This window comes from Mesorhizobium sp. LNHC209A00 (assembly GCF_000502915.1).
Taxonomy (GTDB): Bacteria; Pseudomonadota; Alphaproteobacteria; order Rhizobiales; family Rhizobiaceae; genus Mesorhizobium.
The window spans coordinates 552,273-574,988 of sequence record NZ_AYWT01000001.1 but is presented as its reverse complement, the minus strand read 5'-3'; the positions used below and the strand labels follow the sequence as shown (position 1 = coordinate 574,988).

The following is a 22,716-nucleotide window of genomic DNA, read 5'->3' as shown; positions in this document are numbered from 1 at the left end:
CTGGATTGACTTGGCTAGATCTGGGCGGACCTGGTCCAGGCGATATCGGCGTCCGCCTCATGCCCGCCGGGTTCGCCGACGACGCGGTCGCGTCCGGTCGATTTCGCCTTGTAAAGGCGCTGGTCGGCGAGCGCGAACAGGTCAGCCAGGCACTGCGTCGTCTCGCTGACCGTGGAAACACCGGCGCTGACGGTCAATTCGAACCGGCTGGTGGCGGCCGATGCCTTGAGCGCGGTGCGGACGCTTTCGCCGAAGAGCCTGGCGACGGAATGCGGACGCGAACTCAGGATCGCGAATTCCTCGCCGCCGATCCGGAAAACCTGGTCCTCAGCGCCTGCCGCCTCGCAAAGTACGGTTGCGACCGCCTTCAGCACCTTGTCGCCTTCGGCATGGCCGAAACGATCGTTGATCGACTTGAAGTGGTCGACGTCGACGATGAGCAGGCTGAGCGGCCTCGCCGTGCGCAGGCTGGACTGGACGGCTGCCTCGCCATCGGCATCGAAGCGTCCCCTGTGCAGCAGGCCGGTCAGGCCATCGCGGCCGACATGTTCGACCAGCGCCTCGTAGCGTTCGCGATAGGTCAAGGTCTCGAAGATGTCTGTCAGCCCACGCGGCATCTGGACATCCCGGACCTCGAACCATTTGAGATAGGCCACCAGCATGGCGCTGAAGGTCAGTGCCGCCGCCATCTTGGCGAACCAGCCGCCGAAGAAGACCGCGATCGGCGCGCCGGCAACAAAATGGAGCGCGGTGAAGAACCCCGCCTGATCGAACGTCAGCACACAGGCGACGCAAATCAGGATGCGTGCGAACCGCGCCTTGCGCAGGACGCGGCCAAGTTTCTCATAGAGCAGGATGATCAGGATGGCGTCGACGAACAGCAGCGTCGTGCCCCAAACCATCAGCCAGCCCATCTCGTCGATGAAGCCGATGTCCGGGAGCCGGCCATCGGGTAGCGGAGCGATGGCGTGCAGGCGCAGGAGCAGAACCAGACCGATCATCACCGCATTGCCGAGCAGCAGGCCATAGATCGGCTGGCGCACGGTGGCGGCATCCTCCTTCATGTAGAGCAGAAGGAGCATCACCAACTTGCCGGAAAACAGCACCGCCGAGCCCGGCGAGACCATGCCGAACGGCAGCGCGACGTAGAAGACGCTGGCGAGATAGGTTTCCAGGAAATGCATGACGCCGAGTGCGCAGATGAAAACGCCCAGGCCGATGCGCTTGCGGAAGCGGAAAAGTGTCACCATGACGCTGAAGTAGACGATCGCTTCGGCAAGGAGCAGGAAACTGTTCAGCAATGCCGTCGATCCGCTCTCTGTTCGAAATCGCGGCCAGCCAGCGATTCCACTCCGATCCTGTTTTGACGTGGAAGGGTTAACCGGAGATTTCCGCGCGCCATCGACGGGTTGAAAACCTGGCTGTCGGTGCACACTTGTCCGTGTGGTTGGCTTGATATGGCAAAAGCGATTGCCGTTCGGCGCCGCATCGCCTACATAGCGGCCAACCTCCATTCAATTCGACAAATCCAGTCATTTTTTCAGGGAAAGCGCGCGTGGCACGCCAGTTCATCTATCACATGGCCGGCCTCAACAAGGCCTATGGCACCAAGAAGGTGCTCGAGAACGTTCATCTGTCCTTCTACCCCGACGCCAAGATCGGCATCCTGGGCCCAAACGGCGCCGGCAAGTCGACGATCCTCAAAATCATGGCCGGCATCGACAAGGACTGGAGCGGTGAGGCGTGGCTCGCCGAAGGCGCCACTGTCGGCTACCTGGCGCAGGAGCCGGCGCTCGACCCGGACAAGACCGTGTTCGAAAACATCATGGAAGGTGTCGCGGCCAAGACCGCCATCATCGAGCGTTACAACGAATTGATGATGAACTATTCCGACGAGACGGCCGACGAGTCGGCCAAGCTCCAGGACGAAATGGACCGGCTGAACCTGTGGGATCTCGAACAGCAGGTCGAGATGGCAATGGAAGCGCTGGGCTGCCCGCCAAAGGATGCCAACGTCACCAAGCTATCGGGTGGCGAGCGCCGCCGTGTCGCGCTCTGCCAGCTGCTGCTGCGCCAGCCTGATCTTCTGCTGCTCGACGAACCGACCAACCATCTCGATGCCGAGACNCGCTACTTCCTCGACAATGTCACCGGCTGGATTCTCGAACTCGATCGCGGACGCGGCATTCCTTATGAGGGGAATTACACCAAGTACCTCGAAGCCAAGGCCAAGCGCCTCAAGCAGGAAGGCCGCGAGGACGACGCCCGCCAGCGCGCCATCGGCCGCGAGCGCGAGTGGATCCAGTCGAGCCCGAAGGCTCGCCAGACCAAGTCCAAGGCGCGTATCCAGGCGTTCCAGGATCTGCTCGATGCGGCCGACAAGCGGCGGCCGACGGATACGCAGATCGTCATTCCGCATGGCGAGCGGCTCGGCAACGTGGTCATCGACGTCGAGGGCCTGTCGAAAGGCTTCGGCGACACGCTGTTGATCGAAGGCCTCGAATTCAAGCTGCCGCCGGGTGGCATTGTCGGTGTCATCGGCCCGAATGGCGCGGGCAAGACGACATTGTTCCGCATGATCACCGGCCAGGAGAAGCCCGATGCCGGTTCTGTCCGCGTCGGCGAGACGGTCAAGCTCGGCTATGTCGACCAAAGCCGCGACGCGCTCGATCCGTCAAAGACCGTGTGGGAAGAAATCTCGGGCGGCGCCGAATTGGTCAAGCTCGGCAAGTTCGAGGCCAACACCCGCGCTTATTGTGCGTCCTTCAATTTCCGCGGCGGCGACCAGCAGCAGAAGGTCGGCAACCTCTCCGGCGGTCAGCGCAACCGCGTGCACCTGGCCAAGATGCTGAAGACCGGCGGCAATGTTCTGCTGCTCGACGAACCTACCAACGATCTCGATACGGAAACGCTGGCGGCACTCGAAGACGCGCTGGAAAATTTCGGCGGCTGCGCGGTCATCATCTCGCACGATCGCATGTTCCTCGACCGTCTGGCGACGCACATCCTCGCCTTCGAAGGCGATAGCCACGTCGAATGGTTCGAGGGCAATTTCGAGGATTACGAGCAGGACAAGATCCGCCGGCTCGGGCCCGAAGCCGTCAACCCGCACCGCATGACCTACAAGAGGCTGACGCGGTAAGAGGGCACCCGGCCGGCGAATTCTCAAGACACGAGGAGCTCGGATGGCTGATTGGTCCGCCGCCCAGTATCTGAAATTCGAGGACGAGCGCACGCGGCCCGCGCGCGACTTGGTGGCACAGGTTCCGGTCGACTGTCCGCGTCGGGTTGTCGATATCGGCTGCGGGCCGGGCAATTCGACCGAACTTCTGGTCGAGCGCTGGCCGGATGCGCAAGTGAGCGGCTTCGACACGTCTCCCGACATGATCGAGAAGGCGAGGGCGCGCCTACCCAATGTCAGCTTCGACCTCGCCGATGCCTCGACATGGCAGCCGGACGAGCCGGTCAACGTGATCTTCGCCAACGCGGTCTTCCAGTGGCTGCCGGAGCATCCGGCGGTGTTCCAGCGTCTGATGGGTTTTCTGGCGCCCGGCGGCGCGCTGGCCGTCCAGATGCCCGACAATATGGCCGAGGATTCGCATCGCCTGATGCGGGAGACCGCCGCCGAAGCGCCTTTCGCGGCAAAGATCAGGGATGCGGCCCGTGCGCCGCTACCGCCGGTGTCGTTCTACTACGACCTGCTGTCGCCGCTCTCGGCTCGGCTCGACATCTGGCACACCATCTACAACCATCCGCTGGCCGATGCCGAGGCGATCGTCGAGTGGGTGAAGTCGACAGGGCTGAAGCCCTTCCTCGATCAGCTGGACGCGGACGAGCGCAAGCTGTTCCTCCACAGCTACACGGCCAAGATCGCCAAGGCCTATCCGAAGACCGCCGATGGCCAGGTGCTGCTGCGTTTCCCCCGCTTTTTCATTGTCGCCAAGCAGGCGGGATAGGCTGGCGAAAACCTTGGTTTAAGCCGGCGTAAACCGGCCGAGTGAGAAAAGCCTTGCGCCGAGACGTCTCGGCGCCCACATCAAGCCGCAACGCCCGCGGATGGGACGGACTGAAACATGCATCGCGTCATCATCAGCGGAATCGGCGCTGAAATTCCCAAGCCTGTCATCACGAATGAGGAACTGGTCGCCAGCTTCAATGCCTGGGTCGACACCGAGAACGCGCGGCGCCAGGATACCGGCGAGACGCTGCTGCAGAAATCGGATGCCGACTTCATCGTTCATGCTTCAGGTGTGAAGTCCCGCCACGTGGTCGAGCGTGAAGGCATTCTCGACCCGACCCGCATGGCGCCGCGCATTCCGGCGCGTCCAGACGACGCGCTCTCGCTGCAGGCGGAATTCGGCATTGCGTCGGCCAGGAAGGCGATCGACCACGCCGGCGTCGATGCGTCGGACATCGATCTGGTGATCTGCTCGTCCTCGCATCAACAGAGGCCGTATCCGGCGATCGCCATCGAAATGCAGGAGGCGCTGGGCACGAGGGGCGCGGGCTTCGACATGGGGCTTGGCTGTTCGTCGGCTGCGGCTGCGCTGCACATGGCGGTCAATCTGGTGCGCTCGGGCGCGCACAAGCGCATCCTGGTGACCACGCCTGAAATCATCACCGGCCATCTCAATTTCCGCGACCGGCAGACGCATTTCATCTTCGGGGACGCTTCGGTGTCGATGGTGGTGGAGGGGCTGGCCCGGGGCGAGAAGCGGCCGGGCCGCTTCGAGGTGCTGGACACACGCATCTGGACGCAGATGTCGAACAACATCCGCACCAATCTCGGCTATCACACCCGCACCGCCCAGGACGATCCCTACATGATCGACCTGGAGGGCAACCTCATCAAGCAGGTCGGCAACAAGGTGTTCAAGGAAGTCACCGTGGCCGGGCACAAATTCATCGTCGAATTCCTCGCCGAACACGGGCTGACGCCGCAGGCGGTGCGGCGCTTCTGGCTGCACCAGGCCAATGCGCGCATGAATGCGATGATCCTGAAACTGGCGTTCGGCCACGATGTCGGCCATGACCGCGCGCCGATGGTGCTGGAGCGGCTCGGCAACACGGCGGGCGCGGGAGCCATCATAGCACTGTCGGAGAACCATGCCGACATGAAACCGGGCGACCACGGCCTGATCTGCGCCTTCGGCGCGGGATACTCGATCGGTGGCGCGCTGCTGAGAATGCTCTGAAGTGATGCCGCGCTAGGCCGGCGTGAAGGGAACCAGCATCGGCACCCGCTTGGCGTAATCGTCATAGGCGGGTCCGAGTTCGTCGCGCAGGAAACGCTCCTCCAGCCTCGCCTTTATGACGACGCCGATGATGAGCAGGGCCGTACCTGCAATCCCCCAGACCGTGCCCTTTGCCGCCATGGTGGCAAGTACAGCCAGCAACAGCCCGGTATAGATCGGATGCCGCACCAGGCGATAGGGGCCGGTATCGACCACGCGATGACCTGCCTTGGCTGTGACCGTGGCGGACCACAACCGCCCGAGATGGATGCGCGCCCACCACGCGAAGCCGATGCCGACCGCAATCACGGCAACGCAGACCCAGGCTTCGGCAAGGGTCGGCGTCCACAATCTCAGCCTGCCTTGATAGCCGTGCGCTGGAACGAACAGCAGGACGGTGCCGGCCAGCCAGAAGACGCGATAGCGGGCCTCCGCCACGATGGTGGCGCGCTTTTGGACGGGATCAGCCCAGAATGCAGCGACGATCCAGGATACCACCCAGAACAGCCAGAGCGCTGCGATGGCTTGTCCAACCTCCATGCCGAACCTCCTCCCGAGTTGGCGCCGAATATATATCGGTGGCGCGGCGGCAATGGGACGCGCCCGCTGCAAGGGGATGGCATTTCCGGTAATAACGTCGTGATCGGCATCAAACGCCGTGATCGGATCATCAGCGCTTTCGACTGGACCGCATTGTCCGAGGTCTCTAGACCAGCAGCATGCAGGAAACAAACCTAGAGCTTTTTCCAACTGCCGAGCCCACGATCGATATCGTCCCGGGCCGTAAGCTGACGGCAAAGGCAGTGGCGCTCTATGCCGCTCCCTCCGATCATTTCGAGACGAAAGCCGTCGAGGAATTGCATCTTGGCTTCGACGGAATCGCGCATGACTTCCATGCCGGAATGACGCGGCGTTCCGGCGGGCGCGAGCCTTGGTATCCGCGCGGCACGGAGATGCGCAACGAGCGGCAATTGTCGCTGGTCGCCACGGACGAGCTTTCGATCGTCGCCGAGCGCATGGGCCTGAAGGAGATCAAGCCGGAATGGATCGGAGCCAATATGCTGATCGGGGGCGTGCCACATCTGTCGATGCTGCCGGCCGGCTCACTGATGTTCTTCGAAGGGGGCGTGACGATCAAAATCGACGCGCAGAACAAGCCGTGCCGGGTCGCCGGGCAATCCATCGCCACCCATGTCCATGCACCGGATCGCGATGCAGCCGCGCTGCTCTTCCCGCAGACGGCGAAGCGGCTGCGTGGCCTTGTCGCGTGGGTTGAAAAACCCGGCGTGGTCAGGGTCGGCGAAGAGATTTCGGTGCGGGTGCCGGAGCAATGGATTTACAAGGCATAGCTACTCCGCCCAGTAGGCGGCGTAGCTATTATTTTGGGCGTCAGCCCTTGCGGTTCTTGTGGACGCCTTGCGCCATGACGGAGACGTGGTCCCACTTGTCCCAGGTGGCGAGGCGGTTGGCGTATTCCTGGCGTATCATCGGCAGGCCGCCGTCGCCGAAGAACACCCTCAGCGGCGGCTCTGCCGCATCGACGATGGCCAGCATCGCCGGCCCGGTCGCCTCGGGATCGCCAGCAACCGAGTTGGCGCGGCGCTCGGCCATCTTAGCGCGGGCGGGCGCATAGGCCTCGATCGGCTTGGAGACCTTGGCCGATGCTCCCGACCAGTCGGTGGAGAAACCGCCCGGCTCGACCAGCGTGACATGAATGCCGAATTCCGCGACCTCGATGCTGAGCGACTGGCTGAAGGCTTCCAGCGCCCATTTCGAGGCGTGGTAGAGCCCGAGCGAGGCAAAGGCATTGACGCCGCCGATCGACGAGATCTGGATGATGTGGCCGGAGCGCTGCGCCCGCATGATCGGCAGGGCGGCCTGGGTGACCCAGAGCGCGCCGAACACATTGGTCTCGATCTGGTCGCGGGCTTCCTGCTCGCTGACTTCCTCTATGGCGCCGAAATGGCCGTAGCCGGCATTGTTGATGACGACGTCGAGCCGGCCAAAGCGCTTGTGCGCCTCGGCGACAGCGGCATCGACGGCTTTCTTGTCGGTTACGTCGAGCTTTATGGCGGCGATGTTGTCGCCATATCTATTGACGAGATCGGCGAGCGTGGCTGTGTCACGTGCGGTCGCCGCAACGCGGTCGCCACGCGCCAGTGCGGCCTCGGCCCAGACGCGGCCAAAGCCTTTCGACGATCCGGTGATGAACCAAACCTTAGATGTCATGATGTGGAATCCTTGCCCCTGCGGGCGCAATTTCTGGATGGAAGCGGAGGCTTCTCCGCTTTCGGGCATATACGGCCTGTCCCGTGATTTTCCAGAGGCGAGGGGGAATCTTTTTGAACAAGACTCTTCCCCGTGGAACAAGAAATCGTGTTGATCAGGGGTAGTTCACCTGAGACGACCAGGCCGGGTCGTCATGCTGTTGCCAATAGAGCGCCATCAGCCGGCTGGTGATCGGCCCGACCTTTCCGTCGGCGATGTCAGCGCCGTCAACCTCCGTCACCGGCATGATGCCGCCGGCGGTCGAGGTGATGAAGACTTCGTCGGCCCCACGCAGCGCGGAGACGCTGACGTCGGCGGTCGTTGCGGCAAGACCTGCCTCGGCGCAGAGATCAAAGACCGTGCGGCGGGTGATGCCCGGCAGGACGCCGATGGCTGGCGTCGACAGTCTGTCGTCCTTGACGCAGAAGACGTTGAAGCCCGGGCCTTCGGCGACGTTGCCGTTGAAATCGAGAATGAGGGCCGTCTCGGCGCCACGGTCGTAGGCATCATAGAGGCCGCCCACTAAGTCGAGCCAGTGGTAGTTCTTGATCGCCGGGTCGATCGAAGCCGGCGGAATGCGCACCTTGTCGCTGATGGCGACACGCAGGCCGCGCCGCAACTGCTCGGCATTCGCGACCGAGCCGAACGGCACGGCGAACGCCATGAAGCGATTGATCGCCTGGCGCGGGTCTCGGCTGAAGGTCGGCGAGGCGCCGCGCGTGCACAGCATCTCGACATAGGCGGCGCGATGACCCGACAGCGCGACGCAATTGTGCAGGACCTCGGCCACGCCATCGCGATCGAACGGGATAGTCATGCGCAGCTTTTGCAAGCCGAGGAAGAAACGGTCGACATGCAGATCGAGGCGGAAGAATCGGCCGTTCCAGACATGCACCGTATCGTAGGTGGCATCCGAGTGCAGGAATCCCCAATCCAGCACCGAGACCTTGGCTTGCGACATCGGCAAATATTAGCCGTCGAGGAAGGCAATGCCTTCGGGATAGGAATGTGGGTCAATATGGCGATCGCTCACCGCAGGCAGCGGCAGTGTATCCTGTGCGGCTTGGCTCATCGGCAGCTCCTCGCCATGAAGTCATAAGCTATCGGCAACGGGCGGAGCGCATAGGGCCAGTGCTCCGACTTCAGTCGTCCTCGAGGTGAAGATCCGGCAGCAGAGCGCCATCTGCCCGGCAGTGGCCTCATTCCTCCTCGTCATCGGCGTCGAGCAGGCGCGTGGCGCGCCAGCGCGTGAGCATGATGTTGGTTTGCTCGATGACGAAGAACCGGGCGGAGTCGCGGTCATAGCCCTCGGCCAGCAGCTTTTCGTAATCGGTGTGCATGTGGCGGATGTGGGCGATCGTCGCCAGCCAGACGGCGATCGTCGGCGGCAAGGTTTTCATGTGGACCGAGCCGGCATCGGTGCGGATCTTCTCCATGTCGGCATAAGGGGCCAGCGGCAGAAGTGCTGTCAAAGCCTTGGCGATAGCGCGGCGGCGGCCGGTTGGTGCCGTCATCGCCCGTCACGCCCTTCAACGGTTGCCTCGGCAATGGCATCGGTCGAGGCGAAATACGGCTTGATATCGATGACCGGCGTGCCGTCGAGCACGTCGATGGCGTCGAGGTCGACGCGCCCGATGCCAATGTCCAATCCGACGAGTTTGGTCACGTGCAGGCCGACCGGGTTCGGCCGGGCAGGGGAGCGCAAGCCGAATACGCCTTTCGATTCAGCAGCATGGCGGGGTTTTTGCACGATCAGATTCCGCGGCGCGTGATGCAGCCAGGACAGGATCACGACGTGGCTGGCGCGCTCCAGCCCGCGCAGGCCCGCACGATAGGGCGCATCGATGGTCAGCACCGCGGGCTGTCCCGCCTCGCGCGCCGCGCGCATGTTCTTCGGGCAACTATCCCGGGTGGTCCACGGCGAGGCAATACGGCCGATGAAGACGATGCCGGCGTCCGGCGGCATCAAGGCCGGATCCTGGTCCAGTCTCTGCTCGCCTTCGCGTACCTCGAACATCTCACGCGGTCCGGTCATTGCCTGTCTCTGTGCTGGTGCATGCCATTGTCTCAAACCGCTAGACGTTCCGGGCTGACCCGGACCGGGAAATCACGCATGCGGCATTTTCTGGTCCGGAAGCGACATAGCGCTTGCAAGGTCGCCAAATTCGACATAAACATATGTTTATATCTTTTTCGAAGAGAATACGCTGATGCATGTCTCGCTCGACACCATGGTGGACACATTGAAGGCGGCGGCCGAATCCAGCCGCCTGCGCATATTGGCACTGTTGTCGCGTGGCGACCTCACTGTTTCCGACCTTACCGAAATTCTCGGCCAGTCGCAGCCGCGTGTCTCGCGCCACCTGAAGCTGCTGCTCGAGGCGGGGCTGATCGGCCGCTACCAGGAAGGGTCGTGGGCGTTCTTCCGCCTGTCGGACGCCGACTCGGCGCGAGACTTCGTGATGAGGCTGGTTGCCGGCATTCGCGGCGCCGATCCGCAGGTCGAGCGCGATCTGGAGCGACTGACCTCGGTCAAGCGCAAGCGCCAGGACCGCGCCACCGCGTATTTTTCGCAGAACGCCGCAAGTTGGGATCATATCCGCTCGCTGCATGTGCCCGACCGTGCCGTAGAGGCCGCGATGCTGAAGCTGGTCGGCAAGCGGCCGTTCCAGTCCATGCTCGATCTTGGCACCGGCACCGGGCGGCTGCTCGAAATCTTCTCGCCGCTCTACCGGCGGGGGATCGGCATCGACATGTCGCGAGAGATGCTGACCGTGGCGCGCGCCAATCTCGACAAGGCCGGCGTTTCGAATGCGCAGGTGCGGCAGGGCGATATCTTCTCGCCGCCGGTCGAGCGCGATGCCTTCGATCTCGTCACCATCCACCAGGTGCTGCACTATCTCGACGATCCGGCCCGCGCCATCCATGAGGCGGCGCGGCTGCTTCGCCCGGCCGGCCGTCTCGTCATCGTCGATTTCGCGCCGCACACACTGGAATTCCTGCGCGATGAGCATGCGCATATGCGGCTGGGCTTTTCCGACCGGCAGATCGGAGAATGGTTCTCCGAAGCCGGCCTCGATCTCGAGGATGCCCAGGAGTTCGAACCGCGCGGCGGCAACGAGGCCAGGCTCACCGTCAAGCTCTGGCTTGGCCGCGACCGGCGCCTGCTGATCGCCGATCCCGCCAATGCCAGCCAGCAGACCAGAGTGAGCTCGATAGGGGAAATCGCCTGATGAACCAGTTTCGTTTTTCCCGCCGGCCCGATATCGGCGACAAGGTCAGGGTTTCGTTCGAGTTCTTCCCGCCGAAGAACGACGAGATGGAGGCAAGGCTGTGGGATACGGTCACAAGGCTCGAGCCGCTGCAGCCGAAATTCGTCTCGGTGACCTATGGCGCCGGCGGTTCGACGCGTGAGCGCACGGCGCGCACCATCGGCCGCATCCTGAAGGAAACCAGCCTGACGCCGGCCGCGCACATGACTTGCGTCGATGCGGCTCGCCATCAGGTCGACGCCGTCATCCAGGAATTCACCGACATGGGCGTGAAGCGCTTCGTCGCCTTGCGCGGCGATCCGGCGGAAGGCGTCGGCGCTGCCTACCGGCCGCATCCGGACGGCTACGCCAACGGCGCCGAGCTGGTCGGGGCGCTGAAGGACGCCGGCGATTTCGACATTTCGGTTTCGGCCTATCCGGAAAAGCATCCGGAAAGCCCTGACTTCGCCACCGATATCGACATGCTGAAGCGCAAGGTCGACAATGGTGCGACGCGGGCAATCACTCAGTTCTTTTTCGACAACGATCTCTACGAGCGTTACGTCGAGCGCGCGCGCCGCGCTGGCATCTACATCCCGATCGTTCCCGGCATCTTGCCGGTGCATAATTTTACCCAGGTCGCCAATTTCTCGGCCCGCTGCGGCGCGCTGGTGCCGGCATGGCTGGCCGAGCGTTTCGACGGCCTGCAGAACGATCCTCAAACGCATGCGCTTGTGGCATCCGCCGTGGCCGCCGAGCAGGTTCTGGACCTGGTCGAGCGCGGCGTGGGCGATTTCCACTTCTACACAATGAACCGGGCCGATCTGGTGTTCGCCGTCTGTCATATGATCGGCATCCGCTCGCATGAGGTGGCGGGCTCCGCTGCTGCCTGAGGGCCAGTCAGGTAAGCAAAAGGCCGGGTAAAAACCCGGCCTTTCGAATCGGTTGGACTATTTGGTGCTGGTCTTCCCCGTCTTGGCGGGTTCAGGGAAGGACGCCCATAATGAGGGCGCCGATGAAAGCAAACGCAGCACAAATCATCAATGCGTTGATTGGCCTCGTAAGTCCCATGACATAGCCTCCTCTTAAAGAGCTATGTCCTGGAGTCTAGGTTCATTTGTGCCACAGGCAAGCGGAAAATGTGCTGCATTGCGACGTGATTGTGGATTTTGCGACTTCGGTTTCGCCGTTAGCCGTTGAAACTCCTTGGCAAAAACCCGCTTCATGCCTGTGAATAAATTATGGCGGTGGCGTGTCGATGCTGTGTCATGGCAGCGCTACCCCCGCGAAAGTCGTGTTCGACTTTCGCGATTGCACATGCCGAATTTTAACGCCGTCCGAACACTCGCCCGTCGATTGTCAGAAGACCAAGTCCGATCAGCACCACACCGCCGATCTCGAACAATTCCAACCGCTCGCCCAGGAAAAGAAAGCCGAGCAGCATGGCACTGGCCGGCACGATCAGCGTGACCAGCGAGGCGTTGGTGGCCCCGGCCGAGGCGACGAGGTTGAAGTAGAGGATGTAGGCGAAGGCCGTCGACAGAAGCGCCAGCGCCAGCACTGCCGCCCACACCGGCGGCGAGGCGGAGAACAGGCCGGCCGGGCCATGGGCGAAGAGCACGATCGGGATCATGATGATGGTCGAAGCCGTCAATTGCCCGGTGGCGACGACCGACGAGGGCACGCCCTTGAAACGGCGCGCGACCATCAGCGCGATACCATAGGACAGCGAGGCGCCGATCAGCGCGAATTTGGCCCAGACAGGGCCGCCGAGCCCCGCCAGCAGGCCGGGACCGATCATCACGGCCGTGCCGGCGACACCGAGCCCGATGCCGGCGAGCTTGTTCCAGGACAGCTTTTCATCTGATGTCAGCGCGTTGGCCAAAATCAGCGTCCAGAAAGGCGTCGTGGCGTTGAGGACGGAAGCGACACCGGCGCCCAATCGGGTTTGACCGGCAAAGATCAACGAGAAGGGGACGACATTGTTGGTGAAGGCCAGCAGGAAGAACAGCCCGGCATGCGGCAGAGCGAGGCGAAAGGACGGTCCGCGCAAGCCGAGATAGAGCTGCAGCGCGACCGCTGCGATGGCGACGCGAAACAGCACCAGCACCAGCGGTTGAAGCTCCGCCACCGCGATGCGGGCGAAGAAGAACGAGCCGCCCCAGATGGCGCCGAGCAGCAGCAACTGCCCCCAGTCCCTGAGCGTCATCGGTCCGCGTGCAGATGCAGCGCTCCCTGCCATATGAATCCTCCCCCAGACGGCCCGAACGCAAGCCGTCAGGCAGAAGCCATATCGGGTCCGGCGGCAAGGGCCACCCGAAACCCGACCGGCTGCCAAGCCTTTCGGCAAAGGCCAGGTGCCGTGCAGTCAGGAGCGCGAGACGCAGAATTGTTTCCTTGCAGCGCCGCGCGTCTCCAGAGACGCGCAAAGGACGCTGCGAGGTTCATTCCTGGCGCATGATCCTTCCGAAAGTCGAAATTAACTTTCGGGGTCATGCGCTAGCCGCTAGCGTGGATTAATTGTGCGAGCTGAAGTCGAGGATTCGTCCATGCAGCGATTCGAGAACGCAAGCGAGGCGGCACTGGCGCTTCGTCCGGATGACCCGGTCTACTGCTTCCGCCCGCAGGTCTTGAAGGCGGATGCGAAGCAGTTCATGGGCATGTTCCCCGGCAAGACCGCCTACGCGGTCAAGACCAATGGCGAGCAGATCGTGCTGAAGACGCTGGTCGAGGCCGGCGTCACCGCCTTCGACGTTGCTTCACCAGGCGAGTTCGCCGCGGTGCGCGCCGTTTCGCCCGATGCGGAGATGCTCTACATGCATCCGGTCAAGGCGCAGTCGGACATCAAGCTGGCTTTGGAGAAATACGGCATTCGCGTCATCTCGCTCGACCATGAGGACGAGATCACCAAGCTGACCCGTGTGGTGCGGGCGCTCGATATCGACCCGGGCGCGGTCAGCGTCTTCGTGCGTGTGCAGACAAAGGGCCATGCCGCCTACGAGCTGTCCAAAAAATTCGGCGCTGGGCCTGCCTATGCGGTCGAACTCGCCGAGCGACTGAACCGCACCGGCTATAAGGTCGGCCTGTGTTTCCATGTCGGCAGCCAGATCGAGGATCCCGACACCTATGAGCGGGCGCTTGCCTCGGCCGACTGGGTGCGCAACCGGCTGACCTTCGACATTGCCGGGCTCGATGTCGGCGGCGGCTTTCCGGCCGAATACGGACATGATCCCAACCGCAAGCAGATCGAGATGCCGTCGCTCGGCCAGATCATGTCGCGGCTCTCCGGCGACCTGAAGGAATATCAGTTCGACCAGATGCCGCTGGTGGCCGAGCCGGGCCGGGTGATCGTGGCGCGCTGCCTGTCGCTGATCGTGCGCGTGCTGTTGCGCAAGGGCAAGCGGCTCTACATCAATGACGGTATCTGGGCGTCTCTGTCGGATTCGTGGACCGGCAAGATCACGCTGCCGGCGCGGTTTATCCCCGATCCGGCAATCCGCACGCGCAACGGCGACGAGAACAAGATCGTACCGTTCAAGGTGTGCGGGGCGACTTGCGATTCCGTCGACATCCTGTCGCGGCCGTTCTGGCTGCCGGAAACCGTCGACACCGGCGACTGGATCGAAATCGGCCATATAGGCGCTTATTCACTGTCGCTGAGAACCCGCTTCAACGGCTTCTATCCCGACACCTTCGTCGAGGTGACGACGCCTTTCGATGAGGGCGACGCGCCGGTGGGATTCGCCAGCCTGGAGACGATGGCGGATTAGGCAACGCCACCGCCGGCCTGGATGTTCTCGCCGGTCAGCCAACGGGCCTCGTCGCTGGCCAGGAAAACGGCAACGTCGGCGACATCGCGCGGCGCACCGATCCTGCCGAAGGGCGACATGCCGGCCGCCACGGCGCGGTCGCGCTCCGGCAGAAGGTCGGTGTCGGTGAAGCCTGGCGACAGCGCGTTGACGGTGACGCCGCGTGGCCCGAGCTCGCGCGACAGAACGCGCACGAATTGTTCCACCGCGCCCTTGCTGCCGAGATAGAGCGCGGTCTGCGTGAAAAACATCTTCGTTCCGCCAGTGGAGACCGCGATGATGCGGCCGCCGTCACGCACGCGGCGAGCGGCCTCCTGAAGCGTAAAGAAAGTGCCTCTGGCGTTGGTGCCGAAGACAAGGTCGAAATCGGCTTCGCTGGCCTCGACCAGCGGTTTGATCACAGCGACGCCGACATTGGCGACGACGATGTTGAGGTCGCCAAACTGGCTTTCTGCTTCGTCGAACAAACGGCGGATGTCGGAAACATTTGAAATGTCCGCCCGGATGGCGATCGCCTTGCCACCCTTGCTCACGATGGCCGCCACAACGTCGTCAGCGGCCTTGGCATTGCCGACATAGTTGACGACGACCGCGGCGCCGTCGGCCGCGAGCCCTTCGGCAATGGCGCGGCCGATGCCGCGCGAGCTGCCGGTGACGATCGCGGTTTTGCCCTGAAGCGAATGAGACATGATCAATTCCTTTCGGCCGTTCGTTGACCGCGCGACGCGGCTTGGTCGAAAATAGGCCGAAGCTATTGATCATATAATGGGCTATTATCTGACTTGCCTGTTAATCCTGGGATACACAATGCGCGGGTCCGAATTTTCCGAACTCAAGGCTTTCGCGACGATCGTGGAGGAGGGCAGCTTCATCCGGGCTTCCGCCAAGCTCAGGATTTCGCCGCCGGCTCTCAGCCAGACAATCCGGCAGCTGGAGGCACGTCTCGGTGTCCGCCTGCTCAATCGCACGACACGCAGCGTATCGCCGACCGCGGCTGGCGACACGCTGTTCACGCGGCTTGGTCCTGTTTTCAGGGAACTGGAAGGCGCGGTCGCCGATATTCATGCTGCGCGCGACCAGCCGGCCGGTTCGCTGCGCGTCAACGTGCCGCGCGTGGCCGCCATGCGGTTCATCGCGCCGATCCTGGGCGATTTCCAGCGCGCCTATCCCGATATCGGCCTGACAGTGATCATCGACGACATGCTGACGGACATTGTCGAAGGGCGTTTTGACGCCGGAATTCGGCTCGGCGAGCGGCTGGAAAAAGACATGGTGGCGGTGAAGCTGAGCGGGGATCTGCAAATGGCCGCGGTGGCCGCTCCCGCGTATCTCGCGGGACGCCACACGCCGCGTCATCCCGGCGATCTGCACCAGCATCGCTGCATCAATTTCCAATGGCCAGGCGGCGGCAACATCTACCGATGGGAGTTCGCGCGGGGCAAACGGGCGCTGGAAATCGCGGTCGAAGGCAAGCTGACCGTTAACGACACCGACTTGCTGCTGAACGCGGTGCTGGGCGCTGCCGGTATCGCCTACATGATCGACTATCAGGTTCAGCCCTGGATCGAAAACGGCCGGCTGGTCCGGTTTCTGGAAGCTTGGTCACCCAGCTTCCCCGGCTTCTATCTATACCATCCTAGCGTGCGGCATGTGCCGCCAGCCCTGAGGGCGTTCATTGATTTTGTGCGGGAGAGGCGGAGTGGCGAGTAGCAGTACGAGGCTCTCGCGGCCTTCACTGTTCGCTCACAATTTTCCCAACAGCTCCGGCGTCGGCCAACCATCCACCGGCAGGACAAGCCGCATCTGTTCCTTGCGGATCGCTTCACGGGTGTTGGTGCCCAAGATGCCGTCGACCGTGCCGACGTCGTAGCCCCTGGCCTCGAGCTTGGTCTGCAGTTCTTTCATTTGCTCATTGTTGAGGCCGGGCTCGGGATTGCGCGGATCGAGCGGCGGCGCGCCCGCCAGGCGCGCGGCGAGATTGGCCGCGGTCAGCGCGTAGGTGAAGGACTGGTTCCATTCGAGATAGACGTCGAAATTCTCGTAGGTGAGGAAGGCCGGGCCCTTGCGGCCCATGGGCAGCGCCAGGCCGGCTTTCAGCCCCTTGTCGGCCAGCGGCGAGCCGTCGGGGTTGGTGACGCCCCATTGCGCCCACTGCGTCAGCGGCAGCTTGTTGGTGCGCCCGGTCTGGTCCCACGGCATCTCTTCGGGCACGCGCACTTCCTGGATCCAGGGTTCGTCCCGTTTCCAGCCGCGCGACAGCACCTTGTTGCCCGTGGTCATGATCACGTCGGGCACGGAGCCGCGCAGATCGATCTTGCCGTCGCCGTCGCCATCGATGCCGCGCGCAAGATAGTCGGATGGCAGGATCTGCGTCTGGCCGATCTCGCCGGCCCAGGCGCCGGTGACGTCGGCCGGCAGCACGCCGCGATCGATCAGTTCCAGGAGCGGCACCAATTGCTGGCGGAAAAGCTGCGGGCGGCGGCAGTCATGCGACATCGTCACCAATGCGCTCAGCGTGTGGAAATCGCCCTGCACGGCGCCGAAATCCGTTTCAAGCGCCCAGAAGGCGGTGATAACCGGGGCCTGGACGCCGAACTGCTGGTCGGCGCGGGCGAAGATGTCGGCGTATTTCTTCATGTTCGCCGCACCTTGCTTCAGCCGGTAAGCCGAGATCATGCGGTTGGAAAACTGGACGAATGTTTGCGTGAAGACGCCCTGCGCACGGTCGCGCGCCAGAGCCCTCTCGTCGATCCGGGCGTCCTCCAGCGCATCAAGACCGACCGCGCCGACACCGGCAGCCTTGGCTTCCGTCGCCACACCCTGCTTCCAGCTTTCGAAATCGCCGCCGCATTCCTGCGCCATCGCCGGCAAGGCCGTGGCGCACAAGAACAGCGCCGCGAGGGCTTGGGAACGCAGTCGCATCAGCTTCCTTTCGAAACGAGAGGGCATTGTCATGCCTGGCTGAAAGCGCAACGCCCTGAATTACCAGCGGTTGCACTCTTTAGCGCTGGCTGTGTCGAAAGCAGGCGGCAGGCCCGGTGTCAACGGGTGATCTGCCGCAACCACGATTCCTGCGGCTTCGCTGCCGTTGTCACGGTGTCAACGGGTGATCTGCCGCAACCACNTGCGGCTTCGCTGCCGTTGTCACGGTGTCAACGGGTGATCTGCCGCAACCACGATTCGTGCGGCTTCGCTGCCGTTGCCACTGCGTCAATGCGTGTTCTGCCGCAACCACCATTCGTGCGGCTTCGCTGCCGTTGCCACTGCGTCAATGCGTGTTCTGCCGCAGCCACTTGTTCCAGGCGGATTCCGAGCCGTTGAAGACGTTGATGTCGGACTTGCCGGTCATGCCGGGAACGATGCCGGTTCCGGTGTACTGCCAGAAGGTGAAGGGGTGGCTGCCATATTTCTCGCGCGGGTGCCCGGCGACGGAACGCAGCCAGTAGGGATAGCCGCGGAAGGTCGACAGTTCATTGTCGTCGAAGAAGTCGACCGAGGTGTAGATGATCGGCTTCTTGCCGTAATGCCGCTCGACGATTTCGAGGAAGGTCGTCATCTCCGCGCGCACCGTGGCGGCGTCGGGGCGCAGCCGGCAGGTCGGCGAGCTCGGGTTCCATTCCATGTCGAGGACCGGAGGCATGGCGGAGCGGTCGACGGGGACATTCTGGATGAACCAGCGCGCCTGGACGGCCGCCGGAGTGCAGAAATAGAAGAAATGATAGGCCGCGCGTGGAATCCCGTTGGCTTTCGTGCGCGCCCAGTGCTCGCTGAAATACTCATCGAAACGGTCGCCGCCTTCCGTTGCCTTGATGAAGGCGAAGGAGATGCCGCTGGCCTTGGCCGTCGGCCAATCGACCGAGGTCTGGTATTTGGAAACGTCGGTACCATGGACGGCATAGTTCCATGGCGCACCGCTGTCCCACTCATGCGGCTTTGAATCGGCAAAGCGCGGCGCGCGTACGGCCACCGTCGGACTTCTCGACGCGGACGGCGACAGCGGCGAGAGATCGTCCACGGTCGAGCAGGCGCCGAGCAGCGTCAGCATGAAAAGGGCCGCAAGACGGCGCATCGCAACTTCCAAGCCGGAATCAGCCGGTCGCTGATGGGTCTGTGCACTGATGGCCGAAGTTGGTCTGGCCCCCTCCAGTCGATCGCCCCACGCATCGCCTGGCATATCGTTCTTCATGCATGTCGTGTCCCAAAACCGCTGCGCACTTTTGGGCGACATGCATCCCTGTGATCGCCGATCATGGTTGATATCTGGTTTATGGCGCTCGACAAGAGGCGAGATTTTGCGGAAGCAATGGCGGCAATTCGATGACATAAACGTCAGGCGAATGCCTGGGAGGCAATGGATGCGGTTCGTCGTCAAGGTCGTCAAATGGCTTCTTGGCTTGATCGTGCTTGCAATCGCCGCGCTGTTTGCCTGGCTCTATATCGCGCCGCCGGAACTGATCCGCGTCGGCTCGGGCTATTCGGCCAAGATCGTCTGCTCCAACGTCTTCATCGCCGGCCGCGACGCCAACGAGGTGCTGGCCCTCGATGTGCAGGCGCCGGGCCACCCGCTGCTGCGCTTGATGCGGGTCTCGGTCGACAAGAACCGGGGGACGGTTTCGGCCGGCCTGCTCGGCTTCCTCGGCAAGAGCGAGGCGGTTGCCCGCGACGGGCTGGGCTGCGCCTCGGTTCCCGACGGCGATGTCGGCAAGGCGCGGCGCACGGCAATCCATGCCCCGCCATCGCCGACCAGTCAGGACGCGCTGTGGCCCGAGGGCGAGCGGGTCGATGCCTCGCAGAATCCCGAGGTCTCGAAGATTGTCGGGGACGCCGCGATGACCGGCACCGGCGTGCGCGCGGTCGTGGTGGTCAAGAACGGACGGGTCGTCGCTGAGCGCTATGGCGACGGCTTCTCCGAAAAGACGCCGCTGCTCGGCTGGTCGATGACCAAGACCGTCAACGCCGCCATCGTCGGCACGCTGGTCAAGGACGGCAAGATGGCGGTCACCAACAAGGGCCTGTTCACGCCATGGAAGGCCGACGGCCGCGCCGCGATCAGCCTTGCCGACATGATGGCGATGTCGAGCGGGCTGGAGTTCAACGAAGACTATGGTGACGTCGCCGATGTGACGCGCATGCTCTATCTCGAACCGGACATGGCGGGCTTTGCCGCAACCAAACCCCTCACCGGCGAGGTCGGCAAGACGTTTTCCTATTCAAGTGGCACGGCGGTGATGCTGTCGCGCCTCTGGCAGGACGCGATCGGCGACAAGGCCAAGGCATTGATGTGGCCGCGCATGGCGCTGTTCGATCCACTCGGCATGCATAGCGCGGTGCTCGAGACCGACGAGCAGGGCACTTTCGTCGGCTCGTCCTATCTCTACGCCACGGCGCATGACTGGGCCCGCTTCGGCCAGTTCCTGCTGCAGGGCGGTATATGGAACGGCAACCAAATCCTGCCGGTGGGCTTCGTCGACTGGATGCGCGAGCCGGCATCCTCCTCGAAAGTCTACGGCAAGGGCCAGTTATGGATCGAAGCGCCGGGCGACGAGGAAAATCCCGGCGCCGGCGTCGCGGCCGGGCTGCCGAAGGACACTTATTGGATGGAGGGCCATGACGGACAGACCGTCGCCGTTATTCCGTCTGAGCAATTGGTGGTGGTGCGGCTCGGGCTAACGCCGGCCAAGTTCGGCTACCGTCCGCAGACGATGGTGGGTGCGCTGGTGAAGGCGCTGCATTAGCCCAATCGCTTATGACCCTAGCAGGCGTTGACCTGCCTGCAAGACCAGCCTCCGCCATCGGTATCGTGGCAGTCTTCGTAGTTCCCGTAACAGGTATTTGTTGAATTGCGATACCAGGGATAACCACCCGGGCAGCAGACATCCTGCTGCGCGGTCTGAAGGTATCGGTTCGCCGGCTGGCTTTGTCTTTCAGTATTGCCAGGGTGCGGAACGCTAAACCTGATTGGCATATCCAGGCTTGCATTGCTCATTGCGGACGAGCTCAAGAAAACCGTGCAAGCAACCAATGAAAGCATTCCCCGCGCACTCATGCTCTCCTCCTTGAGAGAAAATAGAGACCGCTAATATACCGGCTTTCATCCGTTGCGTCGATTGGCCCTGACCGGTAAAATTGCGGCGGGAAAACCGCTGAGCAGCTTTCCTGAGTGTCTGGCCGTCAAAGGCCAGGTTTGATCACGGCCAGCCAGGCATAGCCGCGATAAAGCGTACGAAAACCGAAGGTTGCGCCGGTTCGCCGCGATTCTGATTCAAGAACTTCGCGCAGGGTTGAGCGCGGCGCGACGTGGAATTTTTTCAGCCAGCCGCGCAGCAAGGTGCGGAACCAGCCTGGCAGACCTTCCTGCTGGCCGAAATCGACGAGGTGCAGCGAGCCCATGGGGGCCAGCGCGGCAAGTGCTGCCGATACGGTCTTCTCCCAGCCCGGGATCATCGACAGCGAATAGGATACGAAGATGCGGTCGAAGCTGCCTTGGCCAAACAGCGCTTTGGCGTTGAAATCCGTGGCATCACCTCTTGCCAGCGCTACGCGATCGGACAGGCCATCGCGGGCAACCGCGGCGCCTGCCGTCTCCAGCATTTCGGCCGAAATATCGAGGCCGAAGAAGCGACCTTCTGGATAGGCGCGGGCGGCGAGGATGATATTGCGGCCGGTGCCGCAGCCGAGCTCCAGCACGGTGCCGCCGGGTGGCACGTCCAGCCCCTCGATCAATCGGTCGCGGCCAAGCAGATAGTATTTGCGGGTCAGGTCGTAGATGTGGCGCTGCCAGCGATAGACGCCGTCCATCAGTTCGGCATGGTTGGCCTGGAATTCGGGGCGGGCCGGCAGCTCGGTCGTGCTCATGCCGCGCACTTCACATAGAGGTGGAAGCCGCCATAGATGGCGGAGCGGTCGCGGGCCGAGAATTCGCGCGAGGCATCACTCTCATAGGTCCACTGGTCGAGCAAAGAGGTCGGGACACGGCCCGGCAGCAGGCTGGGCTCGGCGGCGGTGCGGAAAATGACACGGGCGCCGGCCGAAGCGGTGCGGGTGATCTCCGACCACAGTGCATTGAGCTGGTCATCGGTCATCCAGTCCTGCGCGTCGAGCAGGATGAAGCGGTCGACGGCGCCGGCATCCTTGCCAGCGAGGAATTCGATCAGGTTGGCGTGATGGATGGCGACGCGGTCGATATTGCCGCGGATGGTGTCGTAGTTGTGCTTTTCCAGATAGGCGGGCAGGGCGGCCTCGCCTGGTTCCGGGTAGCGGCGAGCAAAGGCCTGCCAGGCGAAATAGTTGTTTTCCAAGGGGAAGTCGCAGGCAAGCTTTTCCAGCCGGGCCTTCAGCACGCTGGCCATGGTGCCGTCGCCGGAGGTGATCAGCGAATCATACTGCGCCGGCGGAATGCCGAGGCCGAACAGCGAAGCCTTGCGCGACGTTGCCCATTTCAGCAGCTTCCTCTCGAAGACTGGCGCCAGTTCCTCGTTGAAGAAGCGGCGCTGTTCGCCGATATTTCTGGCTTCCATCATGCGGGCCGGGTTGACGCCGAAGAACTTCGCCGTGCGATGGCCCATGGCGATGAACAGGCCAAGCAGGCCGGTCTGGTAGAAATTGCGGTCGAAAACGCCAATGCGCCGGCGGCCGCGCAAGTTGCGGTGTTCCCAATAGTGGCGGCTGACCGCATCGAGATGCGGGGCGATGAAGCGGTCGTAGGCCTCGGAATTGTGACTGGTGTCGGCGGCGCCGAAGAAACGAAAGAGGTCGCCCTGCGAAGGCAGATGGCGGACCGCCTCCAGCTTCATCCGGTTCAGCGCGATGTGGGCGGCGTTGAGGTCGACGGCGTCGATCCGTGCCGGCGAGCGGGTAAGGTAGGCCAGGATGTTGCAGCCGCCGGAAGCGATGGTGACGACGCGATGACCTTGGCCAAGCTGCATCGCGTCCATGTCGACGTCAGGGTCTTCCCAGATCTGTGGATAAACGAGGCCGGAAAACAGGAAGGCGAACAGCCGCTCCGAGATGCCGGCTTTCGAAAGCGCGCGGTTCTGGTAGACCGCTTTTCCAACTTCCTTGCCGCGGCGAAAAACCAGATCCGAGGAGACGTCCGTCATGGCAAAGTGATTCCCCATTTGCTTTGCCGCAAGCGGGTAACCCAGGGTCATGACA

21 protein-coding genes are annotated in these 22,716 nt (G+C 63.0%); 9 read left to right on the top strand and 12 right to left on the bottom strand.

Features of this window, described 5'->3' with window-relative positions:
• Window positions 1–14 precede the first annotated feature (14 nt).
• Complete coding sequence (locus X739_RS163115; protein ID WP_023769629.1) at window positions 15–1,301, bottom strand: GGDEF domain-containing protein; 1,287 nt, start codon at window positions 1,299–1,301, stop codon at window positions 15–17.
• A gap of 254 nt (window positions 1,302–1,555) precedes the next feature.
• Here X739_RS163115 and ettA point away from each other — a divergent pair, with 254 nt between their 5' ends.
• From ettA to X739_RS163130, 3 genes are all read left to right on the top strand, one after another.
• Entirely contained in the window at window positions 1,556–3,142 is a 1,587-nt protein-coding gene (gene ettA / locus X739_RS163120) for an energy-dependent translational throttle protein EttA (RefSeq protein ID WP_023792245.1), read from the top strand.
• A 43-nt stretch (window positions 3,143–3,185) separates the two neighbouring features.
• Window positions 3,186–3,956 carry a trans-aconitate 2-methyltransferase gene (gene tam, locus X739_RS163125; protein WP_023792242.1) on the top strand — a complete coding sequence of 257 codons (771 nt, stop codon included), beginning with the start codon at window positions 3,186–3,188 and terminating at the stop codon, window positions 3,954–3,956.
• Window positions 3,957–4,073: 117 nt separating this feature from the next.
• Window positions 4,074–5,195, top strand: coding sequence for a beta-ketoacyl-ACP synthase III (locus tag X739_RS163130; protein ID WP_023792239.1), 1,122 nt, complete (start codon window positions 4,074–4,076; stop codon window positions 5,193–5,195).
• Window positions 5,196–5,207: 12 nt separating this feature from the next.
• On the opposite strand, the gene X739_RS163135 is transcribed toward X739_RS163130, so the two are convergent.
• Window positions 5,208–5,774: an isoprenylcysteine carboxylmethyltransferase family protein gene (locus X739_RS163135; RefSeq protein WP_023792235.1), complete on the bottom strand. Its 567-nt coding sequence runs from the start codon at window positions 5,772–5,774 to the stop codon at window positions 5,208–5,210.
• A 179-nt stretch (window positions 5,775–5,953) separates the two neighbouring features.
• Here X739_RS163135 and X739_RS163140 point away from each other — a divergent pair, with 179 nt between their 5' ends.
• A complete protein-coding gene (locus X739_RS163140; protein ID WP_023792228.1) occupies window positions 5,954–6,583 on the top strand; it encodes an MOSC domain-containing protein in 630 nt (209 codons plus the stop codon).
• A gap of 40 nt (window positions 6,584–6,623) precedes the next feature.
• Here X739_RS163140 and X739_RS163145 read toward each other — a convergent pair whose 3' ends face one another.
• The 4 genes from X739_RS163145 to tsaA form a co-directional block, all read right to left on the bottom strand.
• Window positions 6,624–7,463, bottom strand: a complete 840-nt coding sequence (locus X739_RS163145; protein WP_023769635.1) for an SDR family oxidoreductase — start codon at window positions 7,461–7,463, stop codon at window positions 6,624–6,626.
• A gap of 154 nt (window positions 7,464–7,617) precedes the next feature.
• Entirely contained in the window at window positions 7,618–8,463 is an 846-nt protein-coding gene (locus tag X739_RS01000000165750; protein WP_245273769.1) for an aminotransferase class IV, read from the bottom strand.
• A gap of 238 nt (window positions 8,464–8,701) precedes the next feature.
• Window positions 8,702–9,016: a DUF2293 domain-containing protein gene (locus X739_RS163150; RefSeq protein ID WP_015317180.1), complete on the bottom strand. Its 315-nt coding sequence runs from the start codon at window positions 9,014–9,016 to the stop codon at window positions 8,702–8,704.
• Window positions 9,013–9,537, bottom strand: a complete 525-nt coding sequence (gene tsaA / locus X739_RS163155) for a tRNA (N6-threonylcarbamoyladenosine(37)-N6)-methyltransferase TrmO (RefSeq protein WP_023769637.1) — start codon at window positions 9,535–9,537, stop codon at window positions 9,013–9,015. Before tsaA ends, X739_RS163150 begins: the two co-directional genes overlap by 4 nt.
• Before the next feature lie 175 nt (window positions 9,538–9,712).
• On the opposite strand from tsaA, the gene X739_RS163160 reads away from it, so the two are divergent.
• Together X739_RS163160 and metF are read left to right on the top strand one after the other, a co-directional pair.
• Window positions 9,713–10,735, top strand: a complete 1,023-nt coding sequence (locus X739_RS163160; protein ID WP_015317182.1) for a metalloregulator ArsR/SmtB family transcription factor — start codon at window positions 9,713–9,715, stop codon at window positions 10,733–10,735.
• A complete protein-coding gene (gene metF, locus X739_RS163165) occupies window positions 10,735–11,646 on the top strand; it encodes a methylenetetrahydrofolate reductase [NAD(P)H] (RefSeq protein ID WP_023769638.1) in 912 nt (303 codons plus the stop codon). The genes X739_RS163160 and metF overlap by 1 nt, the downstream gene beginning before the upstream one ends.
• 434 nt (window positions 11,647–12,080) lie before the next feature.
• Here metF and X739_RS163170 read toward each other — a convergent pair whose 3' ends face one another.
• Entirely contained in the window at window positions 12,081–12,995 is a 915-nt protein-coding gene (locus X739_RS163170) for a DMT family transporter (RefSeq protein WP_023792222.1), read from the bottom strand.
• Window positions 12,996–13,302: 307 nt separating this feature from the next.
• Here X739_RS163170 and X739_RS163175 point away from each other — a divergent pair, with 307 nt between their 5' ends.
• Complete coding sequence (locus X739_RS163175) at window positions 13,303–14,523, top strand: alanine racemase (RefSeq protein ID WP_023769640.1); 1,221 nt, start codon at window positions 13,303–13,305, stop codon at window positions 14,521–14,523.
• Here the strand turns inward: X739_RS163175 and X739_RS163180 are convergent.
• Window positions 14,520–15,251: an SDR family oxidoreductase gene (locus tag X739_RS163180; protein WP_023792219.1), complete on the bottom strand. Its 732-nt coding sequence runs from the start codon at window positions 15,249–15,251 to the stop codon at window positions 14,520–14,522. The two genes, X739_RS163175 and X739_RS163180, sit on opposite strands and share 4 nt — an antisense overlap.
• A gap of 118 nt (window positions 15,252–15,369) precedes the next feature.
• Here X739_RS163180 and X739_RS163185 point away from each other — a divergent pair, with 118 nt between their 5' ends.
• Window positions 15,370–16,272: a LysR family transcriptional regulator gene (locus X739_RS163185; RefSeq protein WP_023792215.1), complete on the top strand. Its 903-nt coding sequence runs from the start codon at window positions 15,370–15,372 to the stop codon at window positions 16,270–16,272.
• A gap of 33 nt (window positions 16,273–16,305) precedes the next feature.
• Here the strand turns inward: X739_RS163185 and X739_RS163190 are convergent, their stop codons facing one another.
• Together X739_RS163190 and X739_RS163195 are read right to left on the bottom strand one after the other, a co-directional pair.
• Window positions 16,306–17,484 (bottom strand): lytic murein transglycosylase, encoded by a 1,179-nt coding sequence (locus tag X739_RS163190; protein WP_023792211.1) that lies wholly within the window; start codon window positions 17,482–17,484, stop codon window positions 16,306–16,308.
• Window positions 17,485–17,830: 346 nt separating this feature from the next.
• Window positions 17,831–18,631: a GH25 family lysozyme gene (locus tag X739_RS163195; protein ID WP_023792208.1), complete on the bottom strand. Its 801-nt coding sequence runs from the start codon at window positions 18,629–18,631 to the stop codon at window positions 17,831–17,833.
• 286 nt (window positions 18,632–18,917) lie between these two features.
• Here X739_RS163195 and X739_RS163200 point away from each other — a divergent pair, with 286 nt between their 5' ends.
• On the top strand, window positions 18,918–20,297 hold the full coding sequence (locus tag X739_RS163200) for a serine hydrolase (protein ID WP_023792205.1): 1,380 nt from the start codon (window positions 18,918–18,920) through the stop codon (window positions 20,295–20,297).
• A 436-nt stretch (window positions 20,298–20,733) separates the two neighbouring features.
• On the opposite strand, the gene X739_RS163205 is transcribed toward X739_RS163200, so the two are convergent.
• Window positions 20,734–21,417: a class I SAM-dependent methyltransferase gene (locus tag X739_RS163205; RefSeq protein ID WP_023792202.1), complete on the bottom strand. Its 684-nt coding sequence runs from the start codon at window positions 21,415–21,417 to the stop codon at window positions 20,734–20,736.
• Window positions 21,414–22,712, bottom strand: a complete 1,299-nt coding sequence (locus X739_RS163210) for a DUF3419 family protein (protein WP_031251926.1) — start codon at window positions 22,710–22,712, stop codon at window positions 21,414–21,416. The genes X739_RS163205 and X739_RS163210 overlap by 4 nt, the downstream gene beginning before the upstream one ends.
• Window positions 22,713–22,716 lie beyond the last annotated feature (4 nt).

What these genes read in the sequence shown, in the direction of transcription:
- tam (WP_023792242.1), top strand. Translation starts at nt 3,186, where the DNA reads ATGGCTGATTGGTCCGCCGCCCAGTATCTGAAATTCGAGGACGAGCGC.
- X739_RS163130 (WP_023792239.1), top strand. Translation starts at nt 4,074, where the DNA reads ATGCATCGCGTCATCATCAGCGGAATCGGCGCTGAAATTCCCAAGCCT.
- X739_RS163135 (WP_023792235.1), bottom strand. Translation starts at nt 5,774, where the DNA reads ATGGAGGTTGGACAAGCCATCGCAGCGCTCTGGCTGTTCTGGGTGGTA.
- X739_RS163140 (WP_023792228.1), top strand. Translation starts at nt 5,954, where the DNA reads ATGCAGGAAACAAACCTAGAGCTTTTTCCAACTGCCGAGCCCACGATC.
- X739_RS163145 (WP_023769635.1), bottom strand. Translation starts at nt 7,463, where the DNA reads ATGACATCTAAGGTTTGGTTCATCACCGGATCGTCGAAAGGCTTTGGC.
- X739_RS01000000165750 (WP_245273769.1), bottom strand. Translation starts at nt 8,463, where the DNA reads ATGTCGCAAGCCAAGGTCTCGGTGCTGGATTGGGGATTCCTGCACTCG.
- X739_RS163150 (WP_015317180.1), bottom strand. Translation starts at nt 9,016, where the DNA reads ATGACGGCACCAACCGGCCGCCGCCGCGCTATCGCCAAGGCTTTGACA.
- tsaA (WP_023769637.1), bottom strand. Translation starts at nt 9,537, where the DNA reads ATGACCGGACCGCGTGAGATGTTCGAGGTACGCGAAGGCGAGCAGAGA.
- X739_RS163160 (WP_015317182.1), top strand. Translation starts at nt 9,713, where the DNA reads ATGCATGTCTCGCTCGACACCATGGTGGACACATTGAAGGCGGCGGCC.
- metF (WP_023769638.1), top strand. Translation starts at nt 10,735, where the DNA reads ATGAACCAGTTTCGTTTTTCCCGCCGGCCCGATATCGGCGACAAGGTC.
- X739_RS163170 (WP_023792222.1), bottom strand. Translation starts at nt 12,995, where the DNA reads ATGGCAGGGAGCGCTGCATCTGCACGCGGACCGATGACGCTCAGGGAC.
- X739_RS163175 (WP_023769640.1), top strand. Translation starts at nt 13,303, where the DNA reads ATGCAGCGATTCGAGAACGCAAGCGAGGCGGCACTGGCGCTTCGTCCG.
- X739_RS163180 (WP_023792219.1), bottom strand. Translation starts at nt 15,251, where the DNA reads ATGTCTCATTCGCTTCAGGGCAAAACCGCGATCGTCACCGGCAGCTCG.
- X739_RS163185 (WP_023792215.1), top strand. Translation starts at nt 15,370, where the DNA reads ATGCGCGGGTCCGAATTTTCCGAACTCAAGGCTTTCGCGACGATCGTG.
- X739_RS163190 (WP_023792211.1), bottom strand. Translation starts at nt 17,484, where the DNA reads ATGCGACTGCGTTCCCAAGCCCTCGCGGCGCTGTTCTTGTGCGCCACG.
- X739_RS163195 (WP_023792208.1), bottom strand. Translation starts at nt 18,631, where the DNA reads ATGCGCCGTCTTGCGGCCCTTTTCATGCTGACGCTGCTCGGCGCCTGC.
- X739_RS163200 (WP_023792205.1), top strand. Translation starts at nt 18,918, where the DNA reads ATGCGGTTCGTCGTCAAGGTCGTCAAATGGCTTCTTGGCTTGATCGTG.
- X739_RS163205 (WP_023792202.1), bottom strand. Translation starts at nt 21,417, where the DNA reads ATGAGCACGACCGAGCTGCCGGCCCGCCCCGAATTCCAGGCCAACCAT.
- X739_RS163210 (WP_031251926.1), bottom strand. Translation starts at nt 22,712, where the DNA reads ATGACCCTGGGTTACCCGCTTGCGGCAAAGCAAATGGGGAATCACTTT.